The 17,556-nt window shown below is 70.9% G+C and carries 14 protein-coding genes and 2 pseudogenes; 9 read left to right on the top strand and 7 right to left on the bottom strand.

Annotated features, from left to right (window positions below; translation table 11 throughout):
* Positions 1-209 precede the first annotated feature (209 nt).
* The 3 genes from ACWDZ7_RS26390 to ACWDZ7_RS26380 are packed head-to-tail and all read left to right on the top strand — an operon-like array spanning position 210 to position 2,343.
* Positions 210-428 (top strand): hypothetical protein, encoded by a 219-nt coding sequence (locus ACWDZ7_RS26390; RefSeq protein ID WP_451800309.1) that lies wholly within the window; start codon positions 210-212, stop codon positions 426-428.
* Positions 425-1,492: an ATP-binding cassette domain-containing protein gene (locus tag ACWDZ7_RS26385; protein WP_451800307.1), complete on the top strand. Its 1,068-nt coding sequence runs from the start codon at positions 425-427 to the stop codon at positions 1,490-1,492. Before ACWDZ7_RS26390 ends, ACWDZ7_RS26385 begins: the two co-directional genes overlap by 4 nt.
* Positions 1,489-2,343, top strand: a complete 855-nt coding sequence (locus ACWDZ7_RS26380; RefSeq protein ID WP_451800305.1) for an ABC transporter permease — start codon at positions 1,489-1,491, stop codon at positions 2,341-2,343. The genes ACWDZ7_RS26385 and ACWDZ7_RS26380 overlap by 4 nt, the downstream gene beginning before the upstream one ends.
* 33 nt (positions 2,344-2,376) lie before the next feature.
* Here ACWDZ7_RS26380 and ACWDZ7_RS26375 read toward each other — a convergent pair whose 3' ends face one another.
* Positions 2,377-2,535: a hypothetical protein gene (locus ACWDZ7_RS26375; protein WP_451800304.1), complete on the bottom strand. Its 159-nt coding sequence runs from the start codon at positions 2,533-2,535 to the stop codon at positions 2,377-2,379.
* Positions 2,536-2,609: 74 nt separating this feature from the next.
* Here ACWDZ7_RS26375 and ACWDZ7_RS26370 point away from each other — a divergent pair.
* Positions 2,610-3,119, top strand: a pseudogene (locus tag ACWDZ7_RS26370) (helix-turn-helix transcriptional regulator); the annotation flags it as partial.
* A 97-nt stretch (positions 3,120-3,216) separates the two neighbouring features.
* On the opposite strand, the gene ACWDZ7_RS26365 reads toward ACWDZ7_RS26370, so the two are convergent.
* Both ACWDZ7_RS26365 and ACWDZ7_RS26360 read right to left on the bottom strand, forming a co-directional pair.
* Positions 3,217-3,639 carry a DUF6003 family protein gene (locus ACWDZ7_RS26365; protein WP_451800302.1) on the bottom strand — a complete coding sequence of 141 codons (423 nt, stop codon included), beginning with the start codon at positions 3,637-3,639 and terminating at the stop codon, positions 3,217-3,219.
* Positions 3,640-3,764: 125 nt separating this feature from the next.
* Complete coding sequence (locus ACWDZ7_RS26360) at positions 3,765-4,757, bottom strand: LysR family transcriptional regulator (protein ID WP_451800301.1); 993 nt, start codon at positions 4,755-4,757, stop codon at positions 3,765-3,767.
* A 71-nt stretch (positions 4,758-4,828) separates the two neighbouring features.
* Here ACWDZ7_RS26360 and ACWDZ7_RS26355 point away from each other — a divergent pair, with 71 nt between their 5' ends.
* Together ACWDZ7_RS26355 and ACWDZ7_RS26350 are read left to right on the top strand one after the other, a co-directional pair.
* The gene (locus ACWDZ7_RS26355; RefSeq protein WP_451800300.1) at positions 4,829-5,725 is read left to right on the top strand and encodes a 4-hydroxy-tetrahydrodipicolinate synthase family protein; all 897 of its coding nucleotides are present in this window, start codon (positions 4,829-4,831) and stop codon (positions 5,723-5,725) included.
* 481 nt (positions 5,726-6,206) lie between these two features.
* Entirely contained in the window at positions 6,207-8,012 is a 1,806-nt protein-coding gene (locus ACWDZ7_RS26350) for a B12-binding domain-containing radical SAM protein (protein ID WP_451800299.1), read from the top strand.
* 40 nt (positions 8,013-8,052) lie between these two features.
* Here ACWDZ7_RS26350 and yddG read toward each other — a convergent pair whose 3' ends face one another.
* Positions 8,053-8,997: an aromatic amino acid exporter YddG gene (gene yddG, locus ACWDZ7_RS26345; RefSeq protein ID WP_451800297.1), complete on the bottom strand. Its 945-nt coding sequence runs from the start codon at positions 8,995-8,997 to the stop codon at positions 8,053-8,055.
* Between the two features lie 274 nt (positions 8,998-9,271).
* Between yddG and gdhA the strand changes: the two genes are divergently transcribed.
* The gene (gene gdhA / locus ACWDZ7_RS26340) at positions 9,272-10,642 is read left to right on the top strand and encodes an NADP-specific glutamate dehydrogenase (protein ID WP_451800295.1); all 1,371 of its coding nucleotides are present in this window, start codon (positions 9,272-9,274) and stop codon (positions 10,640-10,642) included.
* A gap of 152 nt (positions 10,643-10,794) precedes the next feature.
* Here the strand turns inward: gdhA and ACWDZ7_RS26335 are convergent, their stop codons facing one another.
* Complete coding sequence (locus ACWDZ7_RS26335) at positions 10,795-11,709, bottom strand: NAD-dependent protein deacetylase (protein WP_451800294.1); 915 nt, start codon at positions 11,707-11,709, stop codon at positions 10,795-10,797.
* Positions 11,710-11,809: 100 nt separating this feature from the next.
* Between ACWDZ7_RS26335 and ACWDZ7_RS26330 the strand changes: the two genes are divergently transcribed.
* Complete coding sequence (locus tag ACWDZ7_RS26330; RefSeq protein ID WP_451800292.1) at positions 11,810-12,463, top strand: DUF6629 family protein; 654 nt, start codon at positions 11,810-11,812, stop codon at positions 12,461-12,463.
* A gap of 46 nt (positions 12,464-12,509) precedes the next feature.
* Here ACWDZ7_RS26330 and ACWDZ7_RS26325 read toward each other — a convergent pair whose 3' ends face one another.
* Positions 12,510-12,914, bottom strand: coding sequence for a GntR family transcriptional regulator (locus tag ACWDZ7_RS26325; RefSeq protein ID WP_451800376.1), 405 nt, complete (start codon positions 12,912-12,914; stop codon positions 12,510-12,512).
* Between the two features lie 48 nt (positions 12,915-12,962).
* Positions 12,963-14,134, bottom strand: a pseudogene (locus ACWDZ7_RS26320) (ATP-binding cassette domain-containing protein).
* A 186-nt stretch (positions 14,135-14,320) separates the two neighbouring features.
* Here ACWDZ7_RS26320 and ACWDZ7_RS26315 point away from each other — a divergent pair.
* Positions 14,321-17,512 (top strand): ATP-binding protein, encoded by a 3,192-nt coding sequence (locus ACWDZ7_RS26315; protein WP_451800290.1) that lies wholly within the window; start codon positions 14,321-14,323, stop codon positions 17,510-17,512.
* Positions 17,513-17,556 lie beyond the last annotated feature (44 nt).

Below are 17,556 nucleotides of genomic sequence, written 5' to 3'. Positions count from 1 at the left end.
GCCGTCCGCGGCTTCGCTCCGCACGCGCACCGCAAGCGGTGCTGCCACCTCCCAACAGCCAGTCACCGCCTCCACACAAGGCATCCCGGCCGTGTCATCCGACCACCGACTCCACGACCGCGCTGACGCCCACTGCTCTGCGAGCGGCCACCCTGCGCGCCGGCGGGATGACTCGCGTACCCCACGACCTGGAAGGCTGACGGAACGACATGAGCCCCATGGCCCCGCGCCCGCGCATCGACACCACTGCGACCGCCGAGAAAACGGCCCCGCTCAGCCGGCGCACCGGCACCGACCGGCAGACGAGCCAGGCCGCCGCCCCAGCCCCCATCACCGCGATGGTGGCGGGCCACCGCTGGGCCGGACCGGACCCGACCACAGGCAGCTGCACGCCGGTGACGGCCGTCGCACCCGAGCAGTCCTCATGACAGCCCCCACCACCAGGCCGCACACCGCACACCACCCACCTGAGCCCGCGTACGCCATCCGCACTCGCGGGCTGGGCAAGAGCTACCCGGGCCCTCATGGCACCATCACCCACGCCGTACGCGACCTGGACCTGGACGTGCCACAGGGCGAAACCTTCGCCTTCCTCGGCCCCAACGGCGCCGGGAAGTCCACCACCATCGCCCTGCTGTGTACCCTGGCCCGCCCCACCACCGGACACGCCACGGTGGCAGGCGCGGACGTCCTCACCCACCCCCGCCAGGTACGGCGGCAGATCGGCATGCTCTTCCAGCACAGCGCCCTGGACCCGGACCTGACAGCCGACCAGAACCTCCACATCCACGCCCGCCTCTACGGGCTGCGCCGCCGCTACGCCCGCCGACGCGCCACCGAGGTACTGGAGATGGTCGGTCTGACCGACCGGCGGCACTGCCCGGTACGCACTCTGTCAGGCGGCATGCGACGCCGCCTGGAAATCGCCCGCGGACTGCTGCACGCCCCCCGAGTGCTGTTCCTGGACGAACCGACCACCGGACTCGACCCCCACGCCCGCGCCCAGGTCTGGCAGCACCTGCGCGCACTGCGCGACCAGCATGGCAGCACGCTCTTCGTCACCACCCACTATCTGGACGAGGCGGAGAACTGCGACCGCATCGCCATCATCGACCGCGGACGCCTGGTGGCACAGGGCGCGCCCTTCGCTCTCAAGACCGCCATCGGAGACGACCAGGTGATGGTGCACACCAGCGACGACAGGACGGCACAACAGGTGGTACGCCGGATGGCGCCGTCGGACCGCGTCATCACCGTGGACGCGAACGGTATCTGCCTGCGGGCGCCCGACGGCAGCGCCTTCATTCCACGCCTGTGCGCGGCACTGGAAGGCCACGGCATCGCCGTGCACGCTGCGTCCGCCACCCCACCCACGCTCGACGACGTCTTCTTCCACCACACCGGACGCAGCCTCCACGTCACCCACCCCGGCCAGGGACCGACCGCCCCGGCCTCGTGCGGCATGGCGGCAGAAGTCGGCGGCGGCCGATGACCGCCCTCACCCAGGAGACCTCGGACATCTCCGGCAGCGAACGGCCGGCCGCCCTGCGGCACGAACTGCGCGCGATCCACGCCCTGGTCTACCGCGACCTGCTGCGCCTGGCCGGACAGCGCACCCAGACGGCACTGATGCTGCTCCACCCCGCGCTCTACCTGCTGATCCTGGGAGGCGGACTCGCCGCCCTCATCCCCAGCGCCTCTCTAGGCGTCGGCTACCAGGCGTACCTCTTCCCTGGAATGTTGATGATGACGGTGCAGATGCCGGCCATCACCGTCGGCGTCCGCCTGATGGCCGACCGGGAAAGAGGCTACCTGCGCGAACTCCTGATGGCCCCGGTCAGCCGCTCCACGCTGCTCCTGGGGAGCTGCACCGGCGGCACCCTGGTCGCCACGGCGCAGGGCGCCGTACTGCTCGGCCTGGCCGGGGCCGTCGGCCTGCCCTTCGACCCACTCCTGCTGGTGCTGCTCCTCGCCGGCATGATCCTGGCCTCCTTCACCCTCACCGCCCTGGCCCTGGCTCTGGCCGTGAGCCTGCGCAGTGCCGAAACATTCCACATGCTGCTCGGCCTGGTGATGATGCCGCTGCTGTTCCTCTCCGGCGCCTTCTTCCCGCTGCAGAGCATGCCCGGCTGGATCCACGCACTGGCCGGTGCCAATCCACTGGCCTACGGAGTGGACCTGCTCCGCCGCTGCATCGCCCTACGGCTACCGGACAAGGCAGCCACCGGCGGCATCACATGGGGCGACTGGCAACTCCCGCTGCTCCTCGAAGCCGCCCTCCTCCTGACCATTGGCGCAACAGCCCTCCTGTGGGCCACCCACCGCTTCAGCCGCCCCGAGTGACACACCAAACGTCAAGCCGAAGTGCCTTCAGGCTCACCAGGCTCCCTGTGCGGCGGCGGTGCGGGCGTAGTCGGTGAAATCCCGGGGCGGGCGGCCCAACGCCTTCTCCACGTCGCCGGTGAGCGTGTTCAGGGCGCCGGAGCGGACATCGACGTACAGGCCGATGGCCAGTTGTACCCACTCCTCGGGCATGCCGTAGGCGCGCTGGCGTCGGCGAACGACATCAGCCGCGGGCCGCTTAGCTCGTACGCCTCATCACCCGGCGCCCGGTCTTGCCGGTGGCGCCGGTCACCAGAATCGTCTCGTTGCTCATGCCTTGCCGCGCTGCCCCCGCTCGCCCGGCCCCGGGCCGGCAGATCCTCCTGGACCGGATGCTGGACCTCATGCTCATCACCGCCCTGCGCGCCTGGTTCACCCGCCCCGGCGCCGAAGCACCCACGTGGTACCGCGCGCACATTGACCCCGTGGTCGGACAGGCGCTGCGGCTGCTCGACGCCGACCCGGCCCGTCCGTGGACGGTCGAGACCCTGGCGGCGAAGACCGGGGTGTCCCGCGCGGCCCTGGCCCGACGCTTCACCGCCCTGGTCGGCCAGCCCTCCATGACCTATCTGCGCGAGCGCGGGATCGCCAAGGCCGCCGAGCCGCTGCGCGAACCCGGCGCGACGGTCGGCGCCGTCGCGGGACGCGTCGGCTTCTCCAGCGCCTTCGCTCTGAGCGCCGCGTTCAAGAGGGTCCGCGGCGTCAGCCCGACCGAACACCGGACAGGCGAGGACTGACCACCCGCCGCGCACCTGGCGACTGTGGTGGGACGTGGTGCCTCGCTCGCCAGGACGAGGGGCAGCGCGCCGGTCAGCGGGTCAGCCAGTCGGCCGGTCAGCCGGTCAGGCGGCCGATTTCCTGTGGGTCTAGGCCGGTCAGCCGGGCGATGCGCCGCACGGGTATCCCCGCGGTCAGGGCCCGATGCACGAGAGCCTCCCAGTCCTGGGTCGTCTCCCGGAATTCGAGCAGTTCGCTCTCCATGTCCGTGACCGCCTGAGGCGCGCATTCCTGCTGGACCTTCAGCGCTTCCTCCTCGCTCAACGGCACCGGCAGCCGCTCGGCGTCCTCCGGGATGAGCGTCTCCGCCTCGGCGGGCAGGATCCTGACCTGTTCCGAGGACGCGGAGACCTCGTGGGCCTGCAACCAGCCGTGCACGGCAGGGGTTTCCGTGCATTCGAGGGGGCCGACGGCGGCGAGGGCCGCTCCCCGTCGAGGGTGCCGGTCAGGAAGGAGGAACAGGTATGCGTCATCGGCCATCGCGGGAAATCGCCTTCTCGTTCGGATGTATGGGGACTTATTCGGACGTATTCAGACGTGTTCGGACGTCAGCCGGGCACCGATATGTGAGGCCCAGGCAGACAGGTTCCCGGCGGTCGGCCGGTTCACTCAAAGCTTCCGACCCGGCCTCCTGAACTCGCCATGCGATCGACCGCCGTCGCCGCCGCCGCCACAAAAGCGGCGATCGCCGGATGGGCACCGCCACCCGCACGGAACGCGACCTTCGAGCGACGGAACAACGGCAGCTTCGTGAGCACCACGCCCGAGGGGCTCGGCACGGCGGCCATCTCCGGTACGAACCCGGCCCCTTGTCCGGCGGCGACCAGAGCCAGCACGGTGCGGAAGTCGTTGACCTGGTGGCGGATCCTGGGCTGGAACCCGGCGGCCTGGCAGGCGCGTACGGCCATCGCGTGACCGGTCGTGCCGTCCCGCGCGGTGATCCACGGAACCTCGGCGAAGGGCCCGAGCAGCGCTGCCAGCGTGTCACCGTGGCCGGAGTTCGCGGCCGCGGTCGCGGTTGTGCTCGCGCTCGCGTCCGTGCCCGCCTCGCCCGTGTCCTCGCTCATGGCATGGGTGACGAGGTACATCGGCTCTTCGAGCAGGGGCACCTCGTCCACGGTCGTATCCGGGGTGGCGGGCACGAAGTCGTAGTCATGGACGAGGGCCACGTCCAGCTCACCGGCGCGCAGGCCGTCGGAGACGCGCGCGGAGTCGATCTCCCGCACCATCGGTTCCAACGCGGGGTGCCCGCGCGCCAGTTCGGCCAGCGCGGCGGGAACGATGGTGTGGCCGCCGGAGGGGAACGTACCGATACGCAGCGGCCCGCCGACGCCGTCCCGTGCGCCGGCCAGCTCGGCGACCGCCTGTTCGAGGCGGTTCAGCACCGCGTCGGCGTGCGCGACGAGGGAGCGGCCCGCGGGCGTGAGGATCACGCGCCTGCCGCTGCGCTCCAGCAGGGGCACGCCCGCCTCCCTCTCCAGCACCCCGAGCTGCTGGGAGACGGCGGACGCGGTGAAGGTCAGCGCTTCGGCCACGGCGGCGATGGTGCCCCGCCGGTCCAGTTCGCGGAGCAGATGAAGACGACGGACATCGAGCATAAGTTCAGCTTAGGTGTGAAGGCAGAAATCAGAAATGGAACTACCGGGTGGGTGTGGGTCAGGGTTGGAGCATGAACCCCGAACCGCTCTTCAACGGCCTGTACGTCCCTCTGGTGACTCCGTTCACCGACGATCTGCGCCTGGCTCCCGACGCACTGACCCGAGTCGCCGACGAGGCGCTGTCGACCGGCGCCTCCGGGCTCGTCGCCCTCGGTACGACCGCCGAAACCGCCACGTTGACGGTGGAGGAGAGAGACACGGTGGTGCGCGTCTGCTCGGCCGCCTGCCGGGCACACGGGGCACCGCTCATCGTGGGGGTCGGCACCAACGACACCGCCGCCGCCATCACGTCGCTGCGACAGCTGGCGGCCAAGGGTGACGTCGCCGCCGCGCTGGTTCCCGCGCCGCCGTACATCCGCCCCGGAGCAGCGGGGACCCTGGCGCATTTCACCGCGCTGGCCGAGCACGGCGGCCTCCCCTTGATCGTGTACGACATTCCCTACCGCACCGGGCAGACTCTCGGCGCCGACACGATCGCCGCGCTGGGCCGCCTGCCGGGGGTCGTCGGCATCAAGCACGCGACCGGCGCGATCGACGCGACCACCATGGAGTTGCTCGACTCGCCCCTGCCCGGCTTCGCCATGCTGGGCGGTGACGACATCGTCCTCTCACCGCTCGTCGCGGCGGGCGCCCACGGCGGAATCGTCGCGTCGGCCAATGTCCGCACCGCCGACTACGCCGAAATGATCGCGCTGTGGCGACGCGGCTCCGCCACGGCCGCCCGCAGCCTCGGAGCCGAGCTGGCCCGGCTGTCCGCCGCCCTTCTCATCGAACCGAACCCGACGGTGATCAAGGGAGTCCTCCACGCTCAGAACCGCATCCCCAGCCCGGCCGTTCGCCTGCCGCTGCTGGCCGCCTCTGCCGATTCGGTCCGCCGAGCGGCACTCCTGGCCGAGAGCCGCGAATGAGATACTGCGCACCAATGCCGTGAGGGGGCCGGCCGATGAAGTGGTTCCAGCGAGATCGGGCCGAGCGGCACACGAACGCGGTGCCACTTCACGGCGGAGGCCCGGGGATCGCGTCTCTCCGCTACGAGGAGACCCACGCCGCGTCCAAGATCGCCGCAGCGAAGAACAGGGCAAGGGCCACGTTCTCACTGGCGGTCCTGCTGAATCTCATCGACGCCATCTGGCATCTCTCGGGCCCTGTGTGGTTCACGGTTCACACGGTGACCGCCTGGAGCATCCGCCGCCGACCGCTCCGGCGCGACGATCGACCACGTCCACCCCGGCACCGCATACGGCGTCAGAGGCACTGAATTAGCTGCACACAGCCATCAAGTCGCAGTTCACGCCATTTCCCGCGGAACGCTGTCCTCACGGTGTGAGGGAGGTCACGATCTGAACGCATTCTCCGTTCGGATCGGAGGATCGGTCAGATGGAGCTCCCATGACACGAACTGTTCCGCATGCGCCCGTGCTCATAGAAAGCCCCTCCGTCAAGTTCTCCAGTGCTCCACAGCGCCCACCGCTGCGGCACCTGGGCACCCCTTCCCTGCGTACGTCGCGGTCCGGCGCCCGGCGGCGGGCCCGCGGGGAGGCGCCGCGTGTGCTGCTCCTCGTACCCTCGTACACCCGGGTCGTGGAGCCCTCCCCGCAAGGGAGCAGCTTCCGGACGCTCGGCCTGGACACCTTCGAGGTCATGAAGCGGGCGGGCACCCCGATCGGTCTGCTGCGCATCGCGGCGAACGCCCGCCTTTCCGGATTCGACGTACGCATCGTCGACTCGCCCTTCGCCGGCTGGGAGCAGGAGCGTCGGCTCGTCGACCTCGGGGGCGGCGGCAGCCTGGAGCGCTATGGACTGGACGATTCGCAACTGCGTGCGCTGATCGAGGAGTTCGAGCCGGACGTCGTCGGCGTCCAGTGCATCTACACCGTCCAGTGGGGCAACGCGCGCGCCCTCGCCGACCTGGTCAAGGACATCGACCCGGGGATCGTGACCGTCACCGGCGGCGCCCACCCCAGTGGCGACTGGAAGTACGCCGTGCCGGACTCGCCCTTCGATCACGTGGTCATCAACGAGGCCGACCAGACCTTCACCGCTCTCCTGCGGGCGCTGACCGAGGAGGGCGGCGACATCGACGCCGTGCCCGGCCTCGCCTACCGGCGGGCGGACGGGGCCGTGGTGCGGACGACCGCCACATCGCCGTACATGCGGATCCTGCCCAAGCGGCAAGGACTTGACCAGCGCCTCGGCATGATGCCGCTGCCCGACTTCGGGATGCTGGACATGCGCCAGTACGAGCAGGGCTACCACTCGTCGGGCAAGCGGGTGCGCGACCACGGCTCCTGGGCGCAGATCTTCTCGACCATCGGCTGCAACGTCGGCTGCGACTTCTGCTACATCCCGATGGTGAACGGCCCCTGGCGGGCCCTTGGAACCGACTGGTTCGATCTGCACCTCACCGAGATACGCAAGCAGGGCGTGACCGAGGTCCTCATCGAGGACGACCACCTGATGCACGACCCGCTGTACGCGATGGAGATCTTCAAGCTCCTGCGAAAGCACGACCTGCCGTGGGTCGAGGAGGGCGGCCTGAGCCTGTTCAACCTCGTCCTGCTGCACCTGGGCACCGAGTTCGCGGACACCATGGACGAGAGCGAGCGGCGCAACCCCAACTTCCGCAACATTCTCGCGGCGATGCGGGGCGGGCTCACCTGCCGGGCCCTGATCAAGGCCATGGCCGACGGCGGCTGTTACAGCGTCTACCTCGCGGTGGAGAGCGCCAACGAGGACAGCCTGGTCGAGTCGGGCAAACCCCGGCTCAACTCCTTCCAGCAGGCGACCGGCGAGATCGTGGAGATGTTCACCGAGTACGGCATCCAGGTCACCGGCGGTTTCATGCTCGGCTTCGTCAACCCGCCCGAGCGGCCCGGGGCCAAGCCGTACATCGAGTCGCTGGAGCAGATCGAGAAGACCATCGACTACGCGGTCACGCTCATGGACCACGGCATGGCGTACGCGAACCCCTTCATCGTCACCCCGCTGCCCGGCACGAAGATGTGGGACTTCCAGAAGGACTACGTCGTACGCAACTACGACAACGGCTGGTCGCACGAGAAGGCGACCATGGCCACCGACCAGTGGACCGCCGAGGACATCGAGCGGATGCGTCTGGAACTCCTTGTGCGGGCCAACGGTGCCGACAAGGTGGTGGAAATGGTCCGCCGCGGGACCTGGCCGGTGGACGCCTGACCCGGCCGGGCCCAGCCCCCGCGCGGCGGCGGGGCCCGGCTCAGTCCCGGCGGCGCGCCGCTCGCAGGGCGTCCACCGAGGCCAGCGCGGCGCCCCCGGCGATCAGCACGCCGGCGACGGCGACGGGCCAGCTCGCGTCGGCCCGCCCGGTCACGACGAGCAGCGCGGTGGAGAGCAGCGGGGCGAAGTACGAGAAGGTGCCGAGGAGCTGGATGTCGCCGTGCTTGGTGCCGTGGTCCCAGACGTAGAAGGCGCCGCCGACCGGGCCGAGGCCCAGGGCGAGCACGGCGAGCCACTGCCAGCCGTCGGGCCGGACGGTGGTTTCGAACAGCAGATGGCAGACGGCCGCGAGCGCCGCCGTGGCCAGGCAGAAGAACGCGACCATGTCCGTGGAGACCTGCGGGTAGCGGCGGTTGGCCACCGAGTACGTCGACCACACCAGCGCGCAGACGACGGCCGCCACATATCCGAGCAGGTACTCACCGCGGAGCTGTAGACCTTGGCCGCCGATGACCAGGACGAAGGTGCCGCCGAGTCCGAGCAGCGCGCCCGCGGTGTGCCACCAGCGCAGCCGCTCGCCGGGCAGCAGGGCGGAGAACACGACGATCAGCAGCGGCCACAGGTAGGCGATGAGGCCGGCGTCCACGGCGGGCGCGTTGCGCAGGGCCACGAAGTAGAAGAAGTGGTAGCCGAACAGGCCGCCGATACCGAGCGCCCAGGCGCCGCCGGGCAGCCCTCGGGCGATTGCCGCGCCGCCGCGGATCGCCCGGGGCAGCCCGATGATCCCGCCGACCGTGAACGCCATCGCGGTGAGCTGGAACGGCGGAATGCGCCCGGTCAGCGTGGTGACCAGCGCCAGCGCCGCCCACAGCAGGACGGCCACCGCGCCGATCGCGGTGGCCCTCAGCTGATGCGCCGGGCGTCCGGTCGCGCCGCGCTCGTTCCCCGACACGGTGACGTCGGCTCGAGTGTCCCCCGCGTCCACCAATCCCTCACTTCTTCACGGTTGGTAACGGCACGTCAGGTCTCGGGTACCGGGACATGGTAAGGCGCGCCGCGAGAAGAGAGCACCCGTGCTTTCTGGACAGCCATGAGGGGCAGCCATGAGGGGCAGCCATGCGGGGCAGCCGGGTCTCGCATAGTGGTCACTCTCTGGACCCGAGGGCTGGTCACTGTGTTTACATGCGCGTAATGCTTGAGCGGCGCCCCATACCGGATCACCGGTGTCAGCCGTGCCAGCCGTGCCAGAAAGGGCCCCCTTGACCACGCGACCCGATACGAAGACAGCGGCGCTGCCGGCGCTCTCGCAGCTGCTCACTGAGATCGAGCACCGCAACCCGGCCCAGCCGGAGTTCCACCAGGCCGCCCGCGAGGTCCTTGAGACACTGGCGCCGGTCATCGCGGCTCGCCCCGAGTACGCCGAAGCCGGACTGATCGAGCGACTGTGCGAACCGGAGCGGCAGATCGTCTTCCGGGTGCCGTGGCAGGACGACCACGGCCGGGTGCGGGTCAACCGCGGCTTTCGGGTGGAGTTCAACAGCGCGCTCGGCCCGTACAAGGGCGGCCTGCGCTTCCACCCGTCGGTGAACCTCGGCGTCATCAAGTTCCTGGGCTTCGAGCAGATCTTCAAGAACGCGCTGACGGGCCTCGGTATCGGCGGCGGCAAGGGCGGCAGCGACTTCGACCCGCGCGGCCGCAGCGATACGGAAGTCATGCGCTTCTGCCAGTCGTTCATGACGGAGCTGTACCGGCACATCGGCGAGCACACGGACGTGCCCGCGGGTGACATCGGCGTCGGCGGCCGGGAGATCGGCTACCTGTTCGGCCAGTACCGGCGCATCACCAACCGCTGGGAGGCGGGCGTCCTCACCGGCAAGGGCCGGAACTGGGGCGGCTCCCTGATCCGTCCGGAGGCGACCGGATACGGCAACGTCCTCTTCACGGCGGCGATGCTGCGCGAGCGCGGCGAGGCCCTCGACGGGCGGACGGCGGTCGTCTCCGGCTCCGGGAACGTCGCCATCTACACCATTCAGAAGCTGGCCGCGCTGGGCGCCAACGCCGTGACCTGTTCGGATTCCTCCGGCTATGTGGTCGACGAGAAGGGCATCGACCTGGACCTCCTCAAGCAGGTCAAGGAGGTCGAACGCGCCCGGGTGGACACCTACGCCCGGCGCCGCGGTGGCTCGGCGCGCTTCGTGCCGGGCAGGCGCGTCTGGGAGGTGCCGGCCGACATCGCGCTGCCGTCGGCCACGCAGAACGAGCTGGACGGCGGCGACGCCACCGCTCTGATCCGCAACGGTGTGAAGGTGGTCTCCGAGGGCGCCAACATGCCGACGACCCCCGACGCCGTACGCCTGTTCCAGCAGGCGGGCGTCTCTTTCGGGCCCGGCAAGGCGGCCAACGCGGGCGGCGTCGCGGTCAGCGCGTTGGAGATGGCTCAGAACCACGCTCGTACGTCGTGGTCGGCGGAGCGTGTCGAGGAGGAACTGACGCGCATCATGAACGACATCCACAGCACGTGCCACGAGACCGCCGAACGCTATGGCGCCCCGGGGGACTATGTGACGGGTGCGAACATCGCCGGCTTCGAGCGGGTGGCGGACGCGATGTCCGCCCAGGGCGTCATCTGATCCGAAGCTCCGCGACAGGGGAAGAGCGGGGGGGCACGCACTCGCCACGTCCCGCCCGGCGAGTGCCCACATTCGTACGCCGAAGCCGCGAGGCGGATGCGGGGACGCTGTATCAGGTCAGGTCAGGTCAGGTCAGGTCAGGTCGGGTCAGGTCACGTCGGGCGCCCGGTGTCCTCGGCCTCTCCCTCGACGGCGATGCCCAGCCGGTCGGCCACGGAGGTGAGCGCCGGTCCCAGCGGCAGCGCGACCCGTGTGACGGCGTAACGGTCGCCCCGGGTGGCATCCCGGTTGACGATCACCACTGGCTTGCCGGCCTCGGCCGCCTGGCGGACGAACCGCAGCCCGGACATCACCGTCAGCGAGGAGCCGAGGACCAGGAGCGAAGCCGCCTCACGGACCGATTCGCGGCAGCGCTCGACCCGCTCCGGCGGAACCGTCTCGCCGAAGAACACCACGTCCGGCTTGAGGATGCCGCCGCAGACCGTGCAGGGCAGCACGCGGAAGCCTCCGACCTGTTCGTCGGTGAGGTCCGCGTCGCCGTCCGGGTTGATGCCGGCGGCCACCGGCGCATAGCCCGGATTGGCCTCCTCCAGCCGCTGAGCCAGCTCACGGCGCGGGCTGAAGGTGCCGCAGGACAGGCAGACGACCCGGCCCAGGCTTCCGTGGAGTTCCACGGCGTCCCCGCTGCCCGCGGCCTGGTGGAGGCCGTCGACGTTCTGGGTGATCACACCGGCGAGCAGGCCGTGCCGCGCGAACGCGGCCACGGCCCGGTGCCCGGCATTGGGCCGGGCCCGGCCGAAGGTGCGCCAGCCGAGGTGACCGCGCGCCCAGTACCGACGCCGGGCCTCATGGTCGGCGGTGAACTCCTGGTAGGTCATCGGGGTGTGCCGACTCAGGCTTCCGCCCTCGCCCCGGTAGTCAGGAATGCCCGACTCCGTGGAGATGCCCGCGCCGCTGAGCACCAGCACACCACCGGCGCCCAGGACATCGACGACCGGCCCCGGATCGGTCGTACCCGGCGGCAGGTCCTCGGTGGGAGTCCAGCTCAGAGTAGGACGCATACGCATGCCGCCAGGGTACGGAAATCGGGCTGGCAGGAGAGACCCGGCGTACCCCCGAAGGCCCGCCGGACGCGCCCCCGCGCCGAGTCGGCCGTAGCGTTGCGCCATGTGCTGGAGCGCGACGGCCGATCTCGTGGCGGGCACGGGCATCGCCGCCGTGGGGGTCGCCAGTGTGATCCTCGCGGCCCGGCACCCCCGTGACCTGCCGCTGGCCGCGCTTCCGCTCCTCCTCGGCGCCCACCAGATCATCGAGTCCGCGGTCTGGCGCAACGACGGCGGCACGGGGCCCGCCACCGTCGCCTGGGCCACGATCGCGCTCCCGCTGCTCGCACTGTGGGTTCCGGTGGGTGTGCTGTGCGCGGCGCCGCCGAGCGCCCGCCGCCGTCTGCTGATCCCACTCGCCGCGGGGGCCGCGACGGCGGCGGCGCTCGCGTACGTACTGGCGACCCGCACCGTGACGGCCGAGATCCGTGGTCACACGGTCGGTTACTCCCTCGGTCTGCCGCGACCGGAGCTGATCATCGCCGGCTACCTGCTCGCCACCATCGGCTCCCTCCTTCTGTCCGGCGACCGCGGCCTCGTCCTGTTCGGCGTGCTGGTCGCCGCCGGGGCCGTGGTGTCCGTGGCGCTGTGGCGCCAGGAGTACATCTCCACGTGGTGCGCGTTCGCCGCCGTGTGCTCGGTGGTCCTGCTGCTCTGGGCCAGAAGGCGCCGTCCCCCAGCTCCACGGCCCTCAGGGCGAGGCTGGCGAGCAGCGTGAACCCAGACCCCGAGTGGCACCCGAGCGAGCCTCGGGCCGGGTGCCGTCAGTCTTGCGCGGCGGTCTCGAACACCGCCGCGTGGACCGCCTCGAACAGTGCCGTCACGTCCTGGCCGGTGAGCCCCGCCGACCGCGCCTGACGCATCCATTCCGTCAGTCCGGTCTGCAGCGGTGAGTCCGGCCCGGCCTGGGGACGGGCGAGGGAGCGGGTGATGAACGTGCCGGCTCCTTGGCGGACCTCGGCGAGCCCGGCGCGCTCCAGCTCGCGGTACGCCTTGAGCGTCGTGTTCGGATTGACCTTGGTCGCCGCCGCTACCTGGGCCGCGGTGGGCAGCCGGTCGCCCTCCACCAAGGCGCCCATGCGCAGGGCCTGTTCGACCTGCCGCACGATCTGCAGATACGTGGCCACGCCGCTGCGCCGGTCGATACGGAATTCGACCACTGTCCCCACTCTCTGCTCGTCTGCCGACACCTTACGTACCTGCTGTCTCCGCTCGCTCTAGAGGGGCCGCCGCGTCGCCCACCACAGGATGAAGACGGCCACGACGGCGGTGCCGCCGAGCAGCAGGGCGGCGCCGGTCCACTGCATGCCGGGCATCTGGTCGTAACCGAAGTACTCCACGACGTTGTTGACGATGCCGTTCTGCTTGATGCAGGCGCCGGAGGCCCGCTCGGTCTGCTCGGCGCAGGTGCCCCATCCGAAGAGCTGTCCGTCCGCGCCGCCGATCCACCGGTCGGACTCGACCGCCTGGTCGAGGAAGGCCGGGGCATCCCCGTTCAGCGGGTAGGTGAACAGGCGCGGAGTGGCCAGATGCACGCGGAGCTGCCCCCAGGCCAGCTCGACGGCCACGGAGAAGACGAAGGTGGCCGTCATCGCCGGAAGAGCCCGGCGCATCAGCATGCCGATCGCGATGCCGCAGGTGGTGAGGAAGAGGGAGAGCGCCGTCGGCATCGGACCCGTGGCGTCGAACACCTCGCCCTGCATCCAGTCCGCGGGCAGGACTTCGCGGTACGGCTCCCACCACCAGGTGAACAGCGCGCCGAGCACCGCCGTGGACACGAGCACGACCGAGAGGCAGCCGATCAGCTTCGCCGCCAGCCAGCGGCGGCGCGGCACCGACTGGGTGGTGACCAGCTGCGCGGTTCCGTGCTCCTGGTCGCCCGCGATCAGCGGTGCGCCCAGGAAGACGCCGAGACAGCAGCCGAAGGCGAGGGCGAACGCGACGCGGGTGCGCTGCCCGCCGGAGAGCGTGCCGACCTTGGCGTCCATGGGCACCGGCCCCGCACGTACGATCCGCTCCGCCACGGCCATGTCCCAGCCGGGGTTGAGGTCGCGCCCATCCGCAGCGTCTCGGCCACGGTGAACCGCTTGAACAGCGGCTTGTCCTGAGAGAGGAACGCGTACCGGGGCATCGCGGCCGGATCGTCCACCGGCACGCCGAAGACACGCAGTTCGCCCTCGGTAGGGGTCACCAGGCGGGTCGCGAGCCCCAACAGGGTGCTCTTTCCGGCGCCGTTGGGGCCGACGAGACCGCAGATCCGCCCGGCGGGCAGCCGGAAGGAGCAGTCGCGCAGCGCCCAGCCGCGTCCGTAGCGCTTGCCCAGGCCGCGGGCCTCGAGCGCGGTGGCGTTCAAGGGGTCGCCGACCCCGGTGATGTCGGCAGGGGGCATGTGCACCAAGCGCCTCTCTCGATTCCATTAAACATTTAATGGAATAATGGTCTGAGTGGGCCGACCCGTCAATGGCGGCAAGTTGATCCGGTTTTCGAACAAGCCCTACGCTTCCCTACGTTGTTCTGCGGGATGTGGTGAGGGCATGACCTGTACCGAAGACGCCTGCCGGGGCCGGGGGCAGCCGTGACCGTGCCATCGCCCGAGGACCCCGAGGACGGAGCCGGGCAGGCGTTGCTCGGGCGGGACGATTCCCTGCGCTCGGTGCGTGCTCGGTTGGAGCGGGCGAGTGAGGGCCACGGCGGTCTGCTGCTGATCGCCGGCGAGGCCGGCATCGGCAAGACGACTCTCACCGGTCGCGCGGTCCATGAGGCGGGGCGCGGCGGCATGGCCGTGCTGCGCGGGTCGTGCTGGGGCGCCGACGGCACCCCCGGCTACTGGCCCTGGACGCAGGTCATACGGGGTCTGCGCAGGTCCTTGCGGGCAGAGGCGTGGGAGGCCGCGTCGGAGGCTGCCGGTGTGGTGCGGCAGGTGCTGCTGGGCGGCGGGGGCAAGGCGGAGGAGGTAGGTCAGTTCGAGCTGTTCGACGCGGTCACGACCATGCTGGTCACCGCCGCGCAGCACCGGCCGGTGCTGGTCGTGCTGGAGGACGCGCACTGGGCCGACACGGCGTCGGTCGCCCTCCTGGAGTTCGCGGCCCAGCATGTGTCGCTGGAGCGGGTGCTGATCGTGGCGACATGCAGGCTCGTGGAGGTCGAGCGGCCGGACCACCCTCTGCGTGACCGGCTTCGATCGCTGGTGACCCGGGCCACGACGCTCACGCTGACAGGGCTGGAAGCCGCCGACGTCGCCGAGCTGATGCGCCGTACGGCGGGGAGCGCACCGGACGGCGAACTCGTGGCCGAGGTGCTGCGCCGGACGGGAGGCAACCCCTTCTTCGTGCAGGAGACAGCGCGCCTGTGGGCGGGCGGTCACGAAGTGAGCGGGATGTCACCGGGTCTGTACGCCTCTCTCCGGCAGAGGCTGCACCTGCTGGACGGCGCCGTGGCGGACTGCCTGGGTGCGGCGTCCGTACTGGGACGGCGGTTCCGCACCGACACACTGGCGAGCGTCATGGGCGCCTCACCCCAGGAGGTGCGCCGGTGGCTGGCCCAGGCCGCGGACGCCCAGCTGGTGGCACACGAGCGCTCCGAGGAGACGCTCTTCAAACATGACCTCGTACGAGAGACGCTGTACGGCGGCCTGGACGCGCAGCTCGTACGCCGACTGCACGCGGCCGCCGTATGCGCGCTGCGGAGTACGGCGGCCGCGCGGGACGCGACTCTTCCGGTGGAGCTGGCCCGCCATGCCCATTTCGCCTTCGAGGAGCTGGACCGCGACGAGGCCGTGGATCTGCTGCTGTCCGCGGCACGGCATGCGGAGAGCCGCATGGCGCACGAGGAGGCGGCGGGTCACTACGAGCGCGCTGTGGACCGCCTCGGTGACGCGGCCCCGGCGCGCCGGGTTCTGGTCGGGCTCCACTTCGGGACGGCGCTCCAGATGACCGGTGAACACGAGCGTTCCTGGCGGGTGTTCGCCGACGCGGCCGTCCTGGCGAGGGGGCTGGGCGATCCGCTGCTGCTGGGGCGGACCGCGCTGACTCTGTACGGCTCCGACGGGCGGGGCGACACCGCGCTTCTCAAGCCACGCGTCCTGCGCTGGGCGTACGACCAACAGCGCGCCGTCTCCGACGATTCGTCGCTGTCGCAGACCTCCCTGGCCCGGCAGGTGGCGGCCGCGGTGGTCGCCGGGGCCCGCGCGGCGGGCGATGACGACACATTGCACATCGGGCTGTGGGCGCGACTCCAGTCGGAGTCGGGACCGCGGGCGGTGGGCGACCGGCGGGCTCTGGCGGCAGAGCTTGTCGCGGTGTCCCGGCGCCGCGGCGACCGGTGGACGGAGCATGTGGCGATGTCCATGCGCTGGGTCGCCGCGCTCGAATCGGGCGACCCGCGGTTCATGGAGGACTTCCACACCATGGTGGCCCTGGGCGCCGCCGACGGCTCGGCCCGCCTGCGACTGCACACCGTGATCGACCGCAGCATCGTCCACGCCCTGACCGGCAGGTTCGCCGAGGCGACAGAGCTGCTCGACGTCTCGGAGTCCATGAACACCCAAGGCGCCAACTACTACCGCTACTTCGTCTCCCACCACCGCTGGACCCTGCTCGTACTGCGGGGCAGGTTCACCGAGGCGAGGCAGCTGCTGGTTGCGCTGCGGGCCCAACAGCACCCGTACGTCGACCTCGTCGAGGCCCTGACCGACCTGGAAGCCGGCGAACGCCGAGGCGTGCCCGTCCCCCGGCCGGGGGCGGGTGCCGGCGGTGACACGGTGCTCCATCGCAGCGTCACCCCGCTGTGGCTGCGCTACCAGGCCCAGGCTGCCGCCGCGTCGGGCGACCCGGCCTGGTGCGACAACGCCCGCGCCGCGCTGGGCCCGTACACCGGCCAGTGGCTGGTCTCCCTCTTCGGGTGGGACATCGGCGGCCCTGCTGCTCTCTGGACGGGCATCCTCGACGCCGCGCAGCAGCGGTGGGACTCCGCCGTGCGGCATCTCACCGAGGCACACCGGGCGGCCGACCGGTTGCACGCACCGCCCTGGTCACTGCGGGCCCGTCTCGAACTGGCCGTCGCGCTCTCGGCGCGGGGCGCCGACGACGAGCGGTACGTGGCCACCCTGCTCAGCGAGGCGGCGTCACAGGCGCGTGAGCTCGGCATGACGCATCTGCTCGCCCGCGTCGAGCATGTGGGCGGACACCACCTGGGCGCGCGGCCCGGCCAGGACGGCTCGTCCCACGCGTACGAGTTCCGCCGCGACGGCGAGGTGTGGCGGCTGACGTACGGGGGCCGCACCGTGCACATGCCCGACGCGAAAGGCCTGCGCGATGTGCACTGCCTGCTGGGCCTGCCCGGCCAGGACATCGCGGCCGTCCGGCTGCTGAACCCGGACGACGACACCGTCGCCACCGTGCAGGGCATGGGGGCCGACGAGGTGCTGGACGCCGAGGCCCGCAGCCGGTACCGCCGTCACCTGGAGCGGCTGGAGGCGGAGATCGACCGGGCGGCCGAACAGGGGGACGACCGGCGCGTGGCCGCCTACGACCAGGAGCGCGCCGAGCTGCTGGAGGAGCTGCGCCGCCACGCGGGACTCGGAGGCCGTCCGCGCCGCCTGGGCGACTCGCGCGAGCGCGCCCGCAAGAATGTCACCGCCCGTATGCGCGACACTTTGCGCAAGTTGGACCAGCTGCATCCCGAGCTGGCGGCCCACCTGCGCCGCACTCTCTCCACCGGCACGATGTGCCGCTACACCCCCGAGCGGGATCTTCGATGGAAGCTGTGACTGGCTGTGGCCGGCTGCGGCTTCCCCGTCGGTCAGGTGTGCGC

Source organism: Streptomyces sp. NPDC003032 (assembly GCF_053591415.1).
This window is presented reverse-complemented; position numbering and strand designations above follow the sequence as displayed.